A 14,398-nucleotide genomic window follows, 5' to 3' on the forward strand; every position below is an offset into this window, starting at 1 on the left:
CGCATGCGGCGCTGTCGCCGGGCCGCGATCAGTCGTCGTCTGCGTGCTCGGGCAATCCTTCGCGGTCCGTCTCGGCGAACTCCTCGAGTTCTTCTTCCGACATCGAATCGTACATGCTCTTCGATGCGCCTTGAAGATCGCTGACTTTGGTATCGCCACGCTTGGCCGACAGGGCGGCCCCGGCGGCCTGCTGCTGTGCTTTGGACTTGGCTGGCATGCTCTGATCTCCTTCAGTTTGCTTCGTTCTCCTCGTCGATACCCACCGGGACGGCCACGGTATCGGCCTGCTCGCCGGCCACCATGCCGGGTCTATCGCTGACGATGCTGTCGGTATCGCTGCCCTCGCTCCGGCTTTGCGTTGTGACCTGGCCTTCGCCTCCCGTGCCATCGGTGCTCCAGGCCCCGAATATCCAGATTGCGGACAGGAGGACGATGGCCGCCAAGAGGCTGATCGCCAGCACCCAGCGCACGATGTTCGGCGTGGAGCCGGCACGCGCTGCATCGGTCGTTTCGTGGACTTCGCTTCCTTCGGTACGCATGGGCGGCTCCCGCTAGACTTGGCAACCCGGTGGGTTCGCCAAATTCTACGGTTGCCGGGCCGAAGGGTTCCGTTTCTCGCTAATCGCGCAGCAGTTCGTTGATGCCCGTCTTGGCGCGCGTCTGGGCGTCGACCGTCTTGACGATCACCGCACAGTACAGCGAGGGGCCGGGGCTGCCGTCGGGAAGCGGCTTGCCGGGTAATGCACCGGGCACGACGACGGCATAAGGCGGGACGACGCCGCGATGGACTTCGCCGGTCGCGCGGTCGACGATCTTGGTCGAAGCGCCGAGGTAGACGCCCATCGACAGCACCGCACCCTGGCCGACGCGAACGCCCTCGGCCACTTCCGAGCGCGCACCGATGAAGGCGCCGTCCTCGATCACCACCGGCCCGGCTTGCACCGGTTCGAGAACGCCGCCGATGCCGGCGCCGCCGGAGATGTGCACGTTCTTCCCGATCTGGGCGCACGAACCGACCGTCGCCCAGGTGTCGACCATGGTGCCTTCATCGACATATGCGCCGATATTGACGAAGCTCGGCATCAGCACGACGCCCTTGCCGATGAAGCTGCCGCGCCGGGCGACTGCGCCCGGCACGACGCGAAAGCCCGCATCGCGGAAGCGATTTTCGCCCCAGCCGGTGAACTTGTTGGGCACCTTGTCGAATGCCGGAGCACCCGCGGCGGCGTTCTCCATCGTGGCGTTGTCGTTGAGGCGGAACGATAAAAGCACCGCCTTCTTGAGCCACTGGTTGACGTGCCAGCCGCCATCGCCGTCGGGCTCGGCGACGCGAGCCTGGCCGCTGTCGAGCAATTCGAGCGCCGTCTCGACGGCCTCGCGAACGTCGTCGCTGCCCGGCGTAACCGAGGCGCGGGCCTCCCAAGCTGCTTCGATCACGGCCTCAAGCGCTTCGGACATTAACAGTTCCTCGTTATCGTGCTCGTTGCGACAGCTTTCATTCGTAACGAATTAACCGTCCATTCAAGCAATCTGAGCGATTTACGGTAACCTTGCCGCCGGATTGGAGCAAGACGGACGGGCCCAAGAATTCCCATCGGGGTTCAAAGACAAACGCACAGATTCGGTTTCCGACGCGCATGGAGAGAGTCGCAGATGTTTGGTTCCATCAGCTTTCGCCGTGCCGTGCACCGTGGCAGCGCTCTGAGTGCCATCGCTTTGCTCGCAGCGTGCGGGGGCGGGGGTGCCAACAGCACCCCCGCACCGCTGCCGATGCCTGCCCCAGCGCCTGCGCCTACTCCGGCTCCGACGCCCACTCCCACCCCCACGCCGGCTCCTTCGCCGGCGCCGACCGCAACACCGGTGCCCAGTCCCACGCCACTGCCAGTCGCGCCGCAGTACAACACCGTGGAATTCCGCCGATCGGACGGACCGCTGCAGCACAACGCTGCTTATGCATGGAACCTCGGTTGGAACGGGCAGGGCGTCACTATCGCCATTGTCGACACCGGAATCGACGTCGACAGTCCGGAGTTCGCCGGACGCATCTCCAGCAAGTCGCGCGATATCTTCGATGGCAATAGCGGCCGCGGCTTGAACGCGAGCGACGACCACGGCACCAACGTTGCCATGGTCGCCGCAGCCGCGCGCGACAACACCGGTGTTCTGGGCATGGCCTGGGATGCCGGGATCCTGGCTATCCGCGCCGACAGCGTGGGAACCTGCAAATCCGACAATCCCGACAGCGCGGACGACTGTGGCTTCGACGATATAGCGATCGCCGACTCCGTGGACTACGCGACCGACAATGGCGCAAGGGTGATAAACCTTTCGCTTGGCGGCGGTGCGCCGAACAGTTCCCTCAAGGACGCAATTTCGCGGGCCGTCGCCGCCGGGGTCGTTATCGTGGTCGCCGCCGGCAACGACGGCTCGACCCAGCTCGATCCATTCGCAGCGGGGCTCGACCTGGCGGGCAACGGTGGAGTGATCGTTGCCGGTTCGGTCGACGAAAACGGAGTGATTTCGGACTTCAGCGACCGCGCCGGTTCGCAGCCTACCCATTACCTCGCCGCACGCGGCGAAACCATTTGCTGTACCTACCGGGACGGAACGCTCTACGTCGATCCCGACGGGTACATCTACCTGTTCTCCGGCACCAGCTTTTCCGCTCCGCAGATCTCCGGTGCCGTGGCCTTGCTCGCCCAGGCCTTCCCCTCGCTGACGGGCAAGGAGATCGTCGATATTCTTCTGCGCTCGGCCTTCGATGCCGGCGTGACTGGTACCGACGACATCTACGGCCGCGGCATTCTCGACATTGCCCGCGCATTCCAGCCGATCGGCACCACCAGCCTTGCCGGCGGAACCACGCCGATCGCGCTGGGCGACACCACCGGCGCCACTTCGCCGGCCATGGGCGACGCAGCTGCGGCGGCCTCGTTGCAGTCGGTCGTACTTGACGAATACCGCCGCGCCTTCGGGGTCGACCTCGCCGGAACGCTGTCCGCGGCGCGTCCGCGCGAACCGCTCTACGGTGCGGTTGGCGTGCAGCGGCACAGCGTTTCGGGCGGCAACGAGCAAATGAGCGTCGCCTTCAGCATCGACGCCCGGGGCGAGGTCGGCGAAGCGCCGCGCATCCGCCAGCTGCGCCTCGTCAGCGACGATGCCGATACGGCCCGCGTCCTCGCCGGCCGCGTGGCGCTCAAGATTTCGCCGAAGACCCAGGTCGGTTTCGCCTTCTCTCAGGGGCGTGACGGGCTCGTCGCCCACCTGCAGGGCCAGGAGCGGCCCGCATTCCTCATCGCCGGCGATGCTGCGGGCGATTCGGGGCTCTACCAATCGGTCGACACCGCACTGGCGCTGCGCCAACAGATCGGCAGGTGGGGCCTGACCGTCAGCGCCGACCGCGGCGATGCGTTGTCGGCCAGCTATGTCCGTCTTGCCTCCGAACAACGCGGCCAGCGTTACCGCGGCAAGGTGCACGATTTCGGCGTTTCGCTCGACCGCCGTTTCGGGGCTCTGGACACGGCGTTCGGGCTGACATGGATGCGCGAGGACGAAACCCTGCTCGGGGCGAAGTTCCACGACGCCTTCGGGCTGAGCGGGGCCGAAACGCTGTTCTTCGATGCCGCCGCCGGATGGTCCTTCGGCGAGAACTGGCGTCTCGGCGGGGCGCTGCGCCAAGGCTGGACGCGCGCGCGCGTCTCGGGCGCGATAGCCGGCGGTTCCAAGCTGGTCAGCCGCGCCTGGTCGCTCGACTTGACCCGGGCCGGCGTGTTCGCCTCCCGTGACAGGCTCGGCTTACGCTTTTCGCAGCCCATGCGTGTCGAGAGCGGCGGACTCAATCTCACTCTGCCGGTCGACTACAGCTACGCGACCCTGAGCCCGACTTATGGCATCCGCTCGCTCTCGCTCAGTCCGCAAGGGCGCGAACTGACGGGCGAACTGGCCTGGTCGGGTCCGTTCCTGCGCGGGCACGGCTCGGCGAGCTTGTTCTATCGCCGGCAGCCGGGTCACTACGTCAGCCTGCCCGACGACAAAGGGGTTGCGCTGAGCTGGTCGACCGATTTCTGATCAGCGCGTCAGGTCGCGAACGAAGTCGATCAGCCCGGTCTGACGGGTGCGCTCCATGCGCTCGGCGTTCAGGATCTCGCGCACCTTGGTGAAGCAGGTGTCGCGATCGTCGTTGATGACGACGTATTCGTACTCTGCCCAATGGCTGATTTCGTCGCGCGCCCGGGCCATGCGGCTCTCGATCACTTCGGCGCTGTCGGTTCCGCGGCCGGAGAGGCGGCGCTGCAACTCGTCGAGGCTGGGCGGAAGGATGAAGACGCTCACCACGTCCTGCTTGTCCTTCTGGTAGAGCTGCTGGGTGCCTTGCCAGTCGATGTCGAAGAGGAAGTCCTGCCCATCCTTCAGCGCGCTGCGGATGTGTCCCTTGGGGGTCCCGTAGCGGTGGCCGAAGACGTGAGCCCATTCGTAGAACCCGTCGTCCTCGATCGCCTGGTCGAATTCGGCATCGGAGAGGAAGTGATAGTCGACCCCGTCGGTTTCCCCCGGGCGCATGGGCCGGGTGGTGGCCGAAACCGACAGTCTTATATCGGGATCGGACGCCAGTAGCATGTGCGAGATCGTCGTTTTGCCCGCCCCGGAGGGGGAGGAGAGCACGAACATCAGTCCGCGGCGTTTGAGCAAAGGGGTACCGGCCATGCGCGCTGTTGCCGCAGGGGCGGGACCTAAATCAAGAGGCGAGCCAGAGCTTATGCCTCTTTGTCGTCGGCGTTCTCGGCAATCTTCTCGAGCGTTTCGTCACCGCGGCGAGTGGATTCGCGGCGGCTCAGGCTCCGGTCCAGCACGGCTTTGCCCAGCAAACCGCCGCTGACGAGTAGGAAACCGGGAACCGAGCGGGTCGCCAGCCGCGAAACGGCGAAGCCGGCGAGGGTGTGTCCCATCGTCTTGCCCTCGACGATTTGCTTGGCCTTCTCGGGGCCGAAGCGAGCGCGCAGCAAGCCCTTCTCGAGCGAGCGGCGGAAGAGGAACGAGAGGCCGCGAACCGTGACGTCGGCAATCATCAGGTTGGTCGCGGGGTTGGTGCTGGGGCCGGGAACGCTTTTCACCCCGTTGCGCGCGGACCTGATCGCCCGCCGCACGCGGCGGCCGCCTCTGTCAGTCAAGCGATTGCGAAGTTTCCCTGCCATTATGCCCCTTCCGCACGGGCACCACCCGCCGGGTTATTTCTTGCGGCCGAAATCGACCGTGACGACGTTCGAACCGTCGTCCGAAGTAGTAACGTCGCGCGGCTCGCCCCGTTCCGCGCCGCCCGGCGCGTCATTCTCGGCTTCTTCGTGTGCAGGCGGAGCGACATCGGCAGAGACCGCCTGAAACTGCAGCCCGAAATCGACCGCCGGATCGACAAAGGCGGTGATCGCGGAAAACGGGATGTCGAGCTTTGCCGGGACCTGGTTGAACGACAGGCCGACGGTAAAGCCGTGATCGTCGACGTTGAGGTCCCAGAACTTGTTCTGCAGGACGATGGTCATCTCGTCCGGAAACCGTTCCTTCAGGCTCGGCGGGATCGAAACGCCTGGCGCCCCGGTTTTGAACGTGATGTAAAAGTGGTGGTTGCCGGGCAACTCGCTGCCCGACGCCTGGACTTCGCCGAGCACCCGGCCGACCACGGCGCGCAGCGCTTCCTGCACGATCTCGTCGTAAGGTATTAGGCTGTCGGGCGTTTCGTTGGCCATAGCACCGGCTAGGTGGCGAGCGCGGGGCTTGCGGTCAAGCGTCGAATGCTTGCCTGAACGCCGATTCTGCCTATAGCGCGGCACATGCGCACCGGTCGGATCAGCAGGGATACCACGGAGACGCGGATCCTAGTCGAGGTCAATCTCGACGGGACCGGTTCCTACCGGGTTTCGACCGGAATCGGCTTCCTCGACCACATGGTCGAGCAATTTTCGCGCCACTCGCTGATCGACGTGACGATGAAGGTCGAAGGCGACCTTCATGTCGACCAGCATCACACCACTGAGGACAGCGCGATCGCGCTCGGCCAGGCCCTTTCGGAGGCGCTGGGCGACAAGGGCGGCATCGGCCGTTACGGCAGCGCCTATTCGCCGATGGACGAAACGCTGGCCCGTGTCGCGCTCGACATCTCGGGTCGCCCGTACCTGGTGTGGAAGGCCCATTTCACTCAGGAAAAGCTTGGCGAATGGGACACCGAGCTCATCGAGCACTGGTTCCACTCGGTGGCGCAGGCGGCGGGTATCACGCTGCATGTCCAGCTGCTCTACGGCACCAACAACCACCACGTGTGCGAGAGCATCTACAAGGGATTCGCCCGCGCCATGCGGCAGGCGGTCGAACTCGACCCGAGGAAGGGCGGTGCGGTTCCTTCGACCAAGGGCCAGCTCGGAGGCTGACGGCGTGTTCCTCTTCTCGCTCACGTACACCGCGCCGCTGGCGAAGGTCGATGCGCTCCTTGCCGAGCATCGGGCCTGGCTCCAGGCGCAGCATGGGGCCGGCAAGTTTCTCGCCTGGGGGCGCAAGGTCCCGCGCGAAGGCGGAGTGATCTTCGCGCTCGCCGCCGATCGCGCCGAAGCCGAAGCGCTCGCCGCCAGCGATCCCTTCGTCACCGGTGGAGTCGCGCAGACCGAGGTCATCGAGTTCGATCCCGCCTTCGTCGCGCCGGGGCTGGAAGCGCTGAAGGGCTGAATGGCCGAGGCAATCGCCTTGATCGACTACGGCGCGGGCAATCTCCACTCGGTCCACAACGCGCTGAAGGCTGCCGGGGCGGAGCACGTCGCCCTCACCGCCGACCCCGATCTCGTGCGCGGCGCGCAGCGCATCGTCTTGCCCGGGGTTGGCAGCTTCAAGGCCTGCGCCAAGGGTCTGAAGTCCATTCCCGGTCTGGTCGAGGCGATGGAAGAGCGCGTGCTGCAGGACGGCGTGCCGTTCCTCGGCATCTGCGTGGGCATGCAACTCATAGCGGATCGCGGGCTTGAGCACGGCACTACGCTGGGTCTCGGCTGGATTTCAGGTCAGGTCGAACCGATCGAGCGGACGGACCCGGCAATCAAGGTGCCGCACATGGGCTGGAACGACGTCGTGCCGATGCCGCATCATGGCGGGGCGGGGCTGATCGAGGAAGGCGAGGCCTATTTCCTCCATTCGTATCACTTCGCGGTCGAGAACGGCCGCGATATCGCGGCGATGACCGACCACGGCGGTGGCCTCGTAGCGGCGGTGGCGCGCGACAACATGCTCGGCGTGCAGTTCCACCCGGAAAAGAGCCAGGCCTACGGATTGTCGCTGCTCGAACGCTTCCTGGAGTGGCGGCCGTGACCGCTGGCTTTTCGTCATTCCCGCGAGGGCGGGAATCCAGTGAGGGAGGCGCGAGATCGCCATCGATCCCCGCCTTCGCGTGGATGGCGAGAGAAGGGGGCGGCGAGTGATCGTCTTCCCCGCCATCGACCTCAAGGGCGGCCAGGTCGTGCGGCTGGCCGAAGGCGACATGGATCGCGCGACGATTTACGGCGACGACCCGGCGGCGCAGGCGATGATCTTTGCCGAGGCCGGGGCTGAGCACCTGCACGTGGTCGATCTCGACGGCTCGTTCGCCGGCAAGGTGGAGAACCGCGAGGCAGTCGAGGCGATAGTCGAGGCTTTCCCCGGTTACGTCCAACTGGGCGGGGGCATCCGCAACCGCGAGGCGGTCGAGGGCTGGTTCGACCTTGGCGTCGCGCGGGTGGTCATGGGCTCCGCCGCGCTCAAGGATCCCGAATTCGTCAAGGACATGGCGCGCGAGTTCGAAGGCGGCATCGTCGTCGCCGTAGACGCGAAGGGCGGCATGGTCGCGACCGAGGGCTGGGCCGACGTGTCCGACGTGCCCGTGGTCGACCTCGCCCGTCGGTTCGAGGATGCCGGCGTCGCCAGCCTGCTGTTCACCGACATCGGTCGTGACGGACTGCTCAAGGGCGTGAACATCGAAGCGACGGTCGACCTCGCGCGACGGGTCGAAATCCCGGTCATTGCCAGCGGAGGAGTCAAGGGCCTCGACGACATCCACATCCTTGCGCTGCATGCCAACGAGGGGATCGAGGGAGTGATTACCGGTCGGGCGCTCTACGAGGGGCGGCTCGACCTTGCGGCGGCGATTGCGATGGCGGGGCGGGCATGACCGTCCGCATCCGCGTCATCCCCTGTCTGGACGTGGCCGATGGCCGCGTGGTCAAGGGCGTCAACTTCGTCGATCTCAAGGACGCCGGCGATCCGGTCGAACAGGCGCGCGCCTATGACGCGGCAGGGGCCGACGAACTGTGCTTTCTCGACATCTCCGCCAGCCACGAAGGGCGCGGTACGCTGCTCGACATCGTCCGGCGGACGGCAGAAGTCTGTTTCATGCCGCTGACCGTCGGCGGCGGGGTGCGCACGGTCGATGATGCCCGCGCGCTGCTGCTCGCCGGTGCCGACAAGGTGGCGGTCAATTCCGCTGCCGTCTCGCGGCCCGAAGTGGTGGCCGATATCGCGCACAGGATGGGCAGCCAGTGCGTGGTCGCCTCGGTCGATGCGCGCTGGGTCCACGATCACTGGGAAATCTTCACCCACGGCGGGCGAAGAGAGACTGGCATCAACGCGGTCGAACACGCTGTAAAACTTGCCGAACTCGGCGCGGGCGAGCTGCTCGTCACCTCGATGGACGGCGACGGTACGCAGCGCGGGTACGACCTCAAATTAACCAGAGCGATTGCCGATGCGGTCTCGGTACCGGTCATCGCCAGCGGCGGAGTGGGGACGCTCGACCACCTCGTCGAAGGCGTGACCGAGGGTCATGCCAGTGCCGTTCTGGCGGCCTCGATCTTCCACTTCGGCACGCACACCATCGCCGAAGCGCACGATGCGCTACGCGCGGCGGGGCTGCCGGCGCGCGTCTGAGCGCACTCGTTACGGTCCCGGCACGGGACAGCCCGTTCGCCGCGCTTGAAATGTCCGCTACCCCTGCAATGCCGCTGACATGGGTCTTCGCTGGCTTCTCTGCACCTGCCTCCTGTGCGCCTCCGACGCGGCCTTCGCCGGCGGCGGCGCGCAAGTGCCCGAGGGTTCGCAATTCACCCTCTTCGCCCTCGGTCTCGCCGGCGTCCTGATTGGCCGCCGGCTTTCGATGCGCGGGCCGGGAGAGGATTGACGCGCGCGCGCCGTGTGCCCATGCGTGCGCCGCATGGACACTCTTGACCGTCTCGAGGCCACGATCCGGCAGCGTCTCTCTGCTTCGCCGGAATCGAGCTACGTCGCACAGCTCCACGCCCGCGGTTTGCCGGTCATCGCCCGCAAGCTCGGCGAGGAAGCCGTCGAGACGGTGATCGCCGCGCTGGCGGGAAGCAACGACGAGCTGACCGCCGAAGCCGCCGATGTCCTCTTCCACCTGCTCGTGCTGCTCGCCGAGAAGAACATCGCGCTCGCCGATGTACTCGCCGAACTCGACCGGCGCGAGGGCACATCCGGCCTGGACGAGAAGGCCGCGCGGAGAAGCTGATGCCCATCGACGCCACCCAACCCTACGACGACCAGAACGTCTTCGCGAAGATCCTGCGCGGCGAATTGCCGTGCAAGAAAGTCTACGAGGACGAATGGTCGCTGGCCTTTCACGACATCGCCCCGCAGGCGCCGGTGCATATCCTGGTCATTCCCAAGGGCGCCTATGTCAGCTGGGACGATTTTTCCGCACGCGCCTCCGCCGAAGAAATCGCCGGCCTGACCCGCGCCGTCGGCCACGTCGCACGCGAGGCCGGACTGGTCGAGCCGGGCTACCGACTGCTGGTCAACACGGGCACCGAGGGCGGACAGGAGATTCCGCACCTGCATTTCCACGTCTTCGGCGGCAAGCCGCTCGGGCGAATGATCGCCGGCTGAGCGGCAGCCCGGCACCTTCCACCTCTTGTCCAGTTGCCAGCCGAGTCGCCGGGCGGCTAAGGCGCGAGCCATGACAAGGTGCCTTCTTCCGCCCTCGGGCATGCTCGACGGCACGACCCACCGCTATCCTCTGCGAGTCTATTTCGAGGACACCGACCTTACCGGTGTGGTTTATCACGCCAATTACCTCAGGTGGTTCGAGCGCGCGCGAACCGAGTTGCTGCGACTGCTCGGAATCGAACAGCGCGGCACGCACGAAGGTGGGGAAGGGGCCTATGCCGTGGCGGAGTTGTCGATCCGCTACCTCAGCCCGGCGCGGCTCGACGACGAGATCCTGATCGAGAGCCGGGCAGTGGAGCTGCGCGCCGCCTCGTGCCGTCTTGCCCAGCGCGCGCTGCGCGGGGATAGCGTGCTGGCCGAGGCACAATTGCGCGTCGGCTTCGTTGGACCGGACGGAAAACCGCGCCGCCAGCCGCCCCAGTGGCGCGAGGCATTCGCACAGTTGATGGACGAGCAAGGGACCACATGAACCTCACGCAAATTCTCGCTTCGGGCGCAATCTCCGCGCCGACGCGACTTAACCCGCTGCAGCTGTTCCTCGATGCGGACATTGTCGTGCAGGCGGTGATACTGGGCCTCGTGCTGGCCAGCATCTGGGTCTGGGCCATCATCGTCAGCTTCCAGCTGAAGATGGGCAGCGTGGGCCGGCGATCGCGCGAATTCGAACGGCAGTTCCTCAGCGCACGCGAGCCGGAGCGTCTTCTGGATGGAGACCGCCGGTCCAACCCCTCGGTGCGCGTGGCCAAGGCGGGCCTCGATGAACTGGCTCGCTCGACCGGCAGCAGTGGACGCGTCGCCGATCGAGCCGGCACCGCCGGGCGCGTGGCATTGGCGATGGAAGGCCAGGTCGCCGCCGAGGCTGACCGTCTCGCCGAGCGCCTCAACTTTCTCGCCACGACGGGTGCGGTTGCTCCCTTCGTCGGGCTGTTCGGCACCGTCTGGGGGATCATGAACAGCTTCTTCCAGATCGGCCAGCAGCAGAATTCCTCGCTCGCAGTCGTCGCCCCCGGTATTTCCGAGGCACTGTTTGCCACCGCTATCGGACTGTTCGCGGCGATCCCGGCAGTCATTGCCTACAACCGCTTCAGCCAGCGGGTGAACACGTTCGAAGCGCGCCTTCAGCGCTTTGCCGACCGCGTCCACGCTCAGGTCGGGCGGGAGCTGGAGGAGCACTGACCGATGGCGATGGGACTTGCTTCCGCGTCTCCGCGCCGCCGCGGCCGTTCCCGCCGCCGGGCAGCGATGGCCGAGATCAACGTCACCCCGCTGGTCGACGTGATGCTGGTGCTGCTGATCATCTTCATGGTCACCGCGCCGCTGCTGACCAGCGGCGTGCCGATCGACCTGCCTGACAGCCGCGCCAATCCGCTCGACCAGAAGCCCGACCAGGTGACCCTGTCGATTGATCGCAACGGCTTCGTTTTCGTCGACGATTCGCGGGTTGCTGCGGGTCAGCTGCCTGCCGTGGTCGGCCGTTTCGGTTGCGAGACCGCAAGCGCGCCGCTGATTACGGTACGCGCCGACCGTGCGATCGACTACGGGCGAGTGATGGCGGTGATGGGCGAACTCAACCGTGCCGGGTGCCGGAGCATTTCGCTGGTCACCAACGGTTCAGCCGAAGCGCCATAGCCCGGAACGAAGGATGGCATCGATCGCGCATCTTCAGCGGGAGGAAAAGCTCGGGCTCGGCGTGGCCGTTGTCGCCCATGTCGCCCTGCTTGCGCTGCTCCTGTGGCATGCCAACCGCGCCGCGCCGATCATCCCGCCCCCCGAGCGTATGACCGTGAGCCTGGCCAGCGAGGTAAGTCTCGAATCCACAGCGCCCGACCCTTCCGCCGCCGCGCAAGCAGCGGTAGCACCCGAACTCGCTCCCGAGCCGCGGCCGATTCCGGCTCCGACGAGCGTGCCGATCCCCGCACCCCAGCCGCGCGCGATCGAGCGGCCCACGCCCAAGCCGGCCACGCCCAAGACTCCCGCCACCCCCAAGCCGCAGGCCAAGCCGAGCCCCGCGACGAGGAGCAAGCCCGAGCCCAAACCGAGCAGCAAGCCGGCTGGCGGCGCTCGCCTAGGCGACGATTTTCTCAAGGGCGTCAGCGCCGGCGATCGCAGCGGCGCAGGGACACCGGCGGCAACGTTCGGTCCGGCCGAACAAGCCAGCCTTTCCCAGGCCATCAATCGTCAGCTCAAGAAGTATTGGCAGGCGCCGCAGGGCCCCGATGCCGAGCTGCTGGTTACGGTACTCGCCTTCGATCTCAATCGAGACGGCAGCCTTGCCGGTACGCCGCGCGTCGTGCGACAGGAAGGCATCACCCCGACGAACGAAAACCAGGCGGCGCGTCACGCAGAACAGGCGATCCGTGCCGTTCGCCTGGCCGCGCCTTTCGATTTGCCCGACGAGTTATACGACAAATGGAAGCGCGTGAGTGCCTGGCGCTTCGACAGGAAGCTGTAATGACCTTCAAGACGATCATAGCTCTGACCCTGCTCACGGCCTCCGTGCCAAGCGTCGCACAAGTTGCGCCGGCGGATTCGACTCCGTTGCCGTCATCCGCTGCGGGGCAAGTCGAAGACGGCGGCCTGACCGGTTCGGTGACCGACGAGAACGCGTGGGAAGACCTCGCGCTCGCCATCCCGAGCTTCGCGACCGACCGGGAACAGCCGACGCCTGCCAACAGCGCCGGAACCGGCGCTCTGGCGCTCGAGCTCTCACGCGTGGTCTACAACGATCTCAAGAACAACGGCCTGTTCAGGCCGACCGGGCCCGATGCGCTGCCCAAGCCGAGCTATGGCGACATCACCAATCCGCAGTTCGGCACCTGGCGGGGGCGCGGGGCGGAAATGCTCGTGCAGGGGTTCGTGCGCGCCGGTGCAGATGGGAAGCTGACCGTCGGCTGCTATCTCTACGACGTACAACTTGGCGACGAGCTGACGCGGGCAGGCTGGGTTGTGCAACCTGCCGACTGGCGGCGTGCGGCGCACAAGTGTTCCGATCTCGTCTATTCGCGGCTTTCGGGCGAGAGCCCGTTCTTCGATTCCAAGATCGCCTATATTGCCGAGACCGGTCCCAAGGATCACCGCGTCAAGCGCCTGGCGATCATGGATTCCGACGGCGCCAACCATCGTTTCATCACCAACGGCCAGTCTACCGCGCTGACCCCGCGCTATTCGCCGGACTATTCGCAGATCGTCTATCTCAGCTACCTGAACGATCGGATGCGGATTTACGTTTACGACATTGGCAGCGGGCAGCAGCGGCTGGTCACCGAAAGCGGCAACCCGACCTTCGCCCCGCGCTGGAGCCCTGACGGGCGCACAATCCTCTATTCGATGGCGGTCAACGGCAACACCGACATCTACTCCGTCCCCGTCGGCGGAGGAACGCCGCGGCGGCTAACCGACGCCCCGGGAATCGACGTCGGCGGATCGTACTCGCCCGACGGCAGCCGGATCGTGTTCGAGAGCGACCGCTCGGGCACCCAGCAGTGCTATGTTATGGACGCCAATGGCGCCAACCAGCGCCGGATCAGCTTCTTCGGCGGGCGCTGCGCAACACCGGAATGGAGCCCGCGCGGCGATCTCATCGCCTTCACGCACATCGTCGGCAACTTCCGCATCGCCGTTATGACGCCCTCGGGCGGAGGGCTGCGCCACCTGACGAATTCGTGGCAGGACGAGGCACCGACCTGGAGCCCGAACGGCCGCATCGTCCAGTTCTTTCGCACCGCGCAGGGAACCTCGGGCGACAGCTCGATCTGGCAGGTGGACCTGACCGGCCGCAACGAGCGGCGCCTCAAGACGCCCGTCGGCGCCTCGGATCCGGCGTGGGGACCGGTTCTGCCTTGAATGCGTTGTTCGCAGGTACGGGTCGACCCGGGGGCGCCGTCGCCGGGCGGATTTTCATTACAACGTTCAAGGAGAGTTTGATGAACAAGCTGACCATCTCCCTCGTGACTGCCAGCGCCTTGGCCCTCACCGCATGCGCGAAGAAGGCGCCCGACCAGCTTCCCCCGGCGCCTGAGTCGACATCCGCCCCTGCGCCGACGCCCACGCCGCCGAGCGGGCCGATTCCGGGATCGGAGGCGCACTTCAAGCAGGTCATGTCGGGGCAGGACGTGATCTATTTCGACACCGACAAGTTCAATATCGACAGCGACGATGCCGCGGCGCTGCGCAGTCAGGCGCAGTACCTGCTCCAGTATCCGCAAATCCGTGCCACCGTCGAAGGTCATGCCGACGAACGCGGGACGCGCGATTACAATCTCGCGCTGGGTGAGCGGCGAGCGAACGCTGCCAAGAACTATCTTGTCAGCCTCGGCGTCCCGGCGGCGCGGCTGTCGACGATCAGCTACGGCAAGGAACGCCCGGTTGCGCTGGGCTCGAACGAGGCCGCATGGGCACAGAACCGCCGTGCGGTAACCGTGGTATTGAACTAAAA

At 66.1% G+C, this 14,398-nt stretch carries 21 protein-coding genes; 15 read left to right on the forward strand and 6 right to left on the reverse strand.

The genetic code is table 11. The annotated features are described in order from the left end of the window. Nucleotides 1-28 precede the first annotated feature (28 nt). The 3 genes from Q7I88_RS07740 to dapD form a co-directional block, all read right to left on the reverse strand. Nucleotides 29-217, reverse strand: coding sequence for a DUF3008 family protein (locus tag Q7I88_RS07740; protein ID WP_305098462.1), 189 nt, complete (start codon nt 215-217; stop codon nt 29-31). Between the two features lie 13 nt (nt 218-230). After that, nucleotides 231-539 carry a hypothetical protein gene (locus Q7I88_RS07745; protein ID WP_305098463.1) on the reverse strand — a complete coding sequence of 103 codons (309 nt, stop codon included), beginning with the start codon at nt 537-539 and terminating at the stop codon, nt 231-233. A gap of 79 nt (nt 540-618) precedes the next feature. Further along, nucleotides 619-1,458, reverse strand: coding sequence for a 2,3,4,5-tetrahydropyridine-2,6-dicarboxylate N-succinyltransferase (dapD, locus tag Q7I88_RS07750; protein ID WP_305098464.1), 840 nt, complete (start codon nt 1,456-1,458; stop codon nt 619-621). A gap of 402 nt (nt 1,459-1,860) precedes the next feature. Here dapD and Q7I88_RS07755 point away from each other — a divergent pair, with 402 nt between their 5' ends. Beyond that, nucleotides 1,861-4,068, forward strand: coding sequence for a S8 family peptidase (locus tag Q7I88_RS07755; RefSeq protein WP_305098465.1), 2,208 nt, complete (start codon nt 1,861-1,863; stop codon nt 4,066-4,068). Here Q7I88_RS07755 and gmk read toward each other — a convergent pair whose 3' ends face one another. The 3 genes from gmk to Q7I88_RS07770 are packed head-to-tail and all read right to left on the reverse strand — an operon-like array spanning nt 4,069 to nt 5,738. Beyond that, complete coding sequence (gene gmk, locus Q7I88_RS07760) at nt 4,069-4,704, reverse strand: guanylate kinase (RefSeq protein WP_305098466.1); 636 nt, start codon at nt 4,702-4,704, stop codon at nt 4,069-4,071. 50 nt (nt 4,705-4,754) lie between these two features. Further along, on the reverse strand, nt 4,755-5,168 hold the full coding sequence (locus Q7I88_RS07765) for a hypothetical protein (protein ID WP_305098467.1): 414 nt from the start codon (nt 5,166-5,168) through the stop codon (nt 4,755-4,757). A 57-nt stretch (nt 5,169-5,225) separates the two neighbouring features. Continuing rightward, nucleotides 5,226-5,738 carry an SspB family protein gene (locus Q7I88_RS07770; RefSeq protein ID WP_305098468.1) on the reverse strand — a complete coding sequence of 171 codons (513 nt, stop codon included), beginning with the start codon at nt 5,736-5,738 and terminating at the stop codon, nt 5,226-5,228. A gap of 84 nt (nt 5,739-5,822) precedes the next feature. Here Q7I88_RS07770 and hisB point away from each other — a divergent pair, with 84 nt between their 5' ends. The 14 genes from hisB to pal all read left to right on the forward strand — a co-directional run bounded on the left by hisB (nt 5,823) and on the right by pal (nt 14,396). Then, nucleotides 5,823-6,416: an imidazoleglycerol-phosphate dehydratase HisB gene (gene hisB / locus Q7I88_RS07775; protein WP_305098469.1), complete on the forward strand. Its 594-nt coding sequence runs from the start codon at nt 5,823-5,825 to the stop codon at nt 6,414-6,416. Nucleotides 6,417-6,420: 4 nt separating this feature from the next. Continuing rightward, complete coding sequence (locus Q7I88_RS07780) at nt 6,421-6,708, forward strand: YciI family protein (RefSeq protein ID WP_305098470.1); 288 nt, start codon at nt 6,421-6,423, stop codon at nt 6,706-6,708. Next, entirely contained in the window at nt 6,709-7,338 is a 630-nt protein-coding gene (gene hisH / locus Q7I88_RS07785; RefSeq protein WP_305098471.1) for an imidazole glycerol phosphate synthase subunit HisH, read from the forward strand. A gap of 106 nt (nt 7,339-7,444) precedes the next feature. Continuing rightward, entirely contained in the window at nt 7,445-8,173 is a 729-nt protein-coding gene (gene hisA, locus Q7I88_RS07790) for a 1-(5-phosphoribosyl)-5-[(5-phosphoribosylamino)methylideneamino]imidazole-4-carboxamide isomerase (protein WP_305098472.1), read from the forward strand. Next, nucleotides 8,170-8,928 carry an imidazole glycerol phosphate synthase subunit HisF gene (gene hisF / locus Q7I88_RS07795; RefSeq protein WP_305098473.1) on the forward strand — a complete coding sequence of 253 codons (759 nt, stop codon included), beginning with the start codon at nt 8,170-8,172 and terminating at the stop codon, nt 8,926-8,928. The genes hisA and hisF overlap by 4 nt, the downstream gene beginning before the upstream one ends. Before the next feature lie 79 nt (nt 8,929-9,007). Then, nucleotides 9,008-9,178 (forward strand): PEP-CTERM sorting domain-containing protein, encoded by a 171-nt coding sequence (locus Q7I88_RS07800; protein ID WP_305098474.1) that lies wholly within the window; start codon nt 9,008-9,010, stop codon nt 9,176-9,178. 33 nt (nt 9,179-9,211) lie between these two features. Next, nucleotides 9,212-9,526 carry a phosphoribosyl-ATP diphosphatase gene (locus Q7I88_RS07805; protein ID WP_305098475.1) on the forward strand — a complete coding sequence of 105 codons (315 nt, stop codon included), beginning with the start codon at nt 9,212-9,214 and terminating at the stop codon, nt 9,524-9,526. Further along, nucleotides 9,526-9,903, forward strand: coding sequence for a histidine triad nucleotide-binding protein (locus Q7I88_RS07810; protein ID WP_305098476.1), 378 nt, complete (start codon nt 9,526-9,528; stop codon nt 9,901-9,903). Before Q7I88_RS07805 ends, Q7I88_RS07810 begins: the two co-directional genes overlap by 1 nt. Nucleotides 9,904-9,973: 70 nt before the next feature. Beyond that, the gene (locus Q7I88_RS07815; RefSeq protein ID WP_305098477.1) at nt 9,974-10,432 is read left to right on the forward strand and encodes a YbgC/FadM family acyl-CoA thioesterase; all 459 of its coding nucleotides are present in this window, start codon (nt 9,974-9,976) and stop codon (nt 10,430-10,432) included. Further along, a complete protein-coding gene (gene tolQ, locus Q7I88_RS07820; protein WP_305098478.1) occupies nt 10,429-11,139 on the forward strand; it encodes a protein TolQ in 711 nt (236 codons plus the stop codon). Before Q7I88_RS07815 ends, tolQ begins: the two co-directional genes overlap by 4 nt. A gap of 3 nt (nt 11,140-11,142) precedes the next feature. Next, complete coding sequence (locus Q7I88_RS07825; RefSeq protein WP_305098479.1) at nt 11,143-11,592, forward strand: ExbD/TolR family protein; 450 nt, start codon at nt 11,143-11,145, stop codon at nt 11,590-11,592. Between the two features lie 13 nt (nt 11,593-11,605). Further along, the gene (tolA, locus tag Q7I88_RS07830) at nt 11,606-12,415 is read left to right on the forward strand and encodes a cell envelope integrity protein TolA (RefSeq protein WP_305098480.1); all 810 of its coding nucleotides are present in this window, start codon (nt 11,606-11,608) and stop codon (nt 12,413-12,415) included. Further along, nucleotides 12,415-13,806, forward strand: a complete 1,392-nt coding sequence (tolB, locus tag Q7I88_RS07835; protein ID WP_305098481.1) for a Tol-Pal system beta propeller repeat protein TolB — start codon at nt 12,415-12,417, stop codon at nt 13,804-13,806. The genes tolA and tolB overlap by 1 nt, the downstream gene beginning before the upstream one ends. Nucleotides 13,807-13,883: 77 nt before the next feature. Next, on the forward strand, nt 13,884-14,396 hold the full coding sequence (pal, locus tag Q7I88_RS07840; RefSeq protein WP_439648375.1) for a peptidoglycan-associated lipoprotein Pal: 513 nt from the start codon (nt 13,884-13,886) through the stop codon (nt 14,394-14,396). Nucleotides 14,397-14,398 lie beyond the last annotated feature (2 nt).

Origin of the sequence: Croceibacterium aestuarii (assembly GCF_030657335.1) — a bacterium.
GTDB classification, from domain to species: Bacteria; Pseudomonadota; Alphaproteobacteria; order Sphingomonadales; family Sphingomonadaceae; genus Croceibacterium_B; species Croceibacterium_B aestuarii.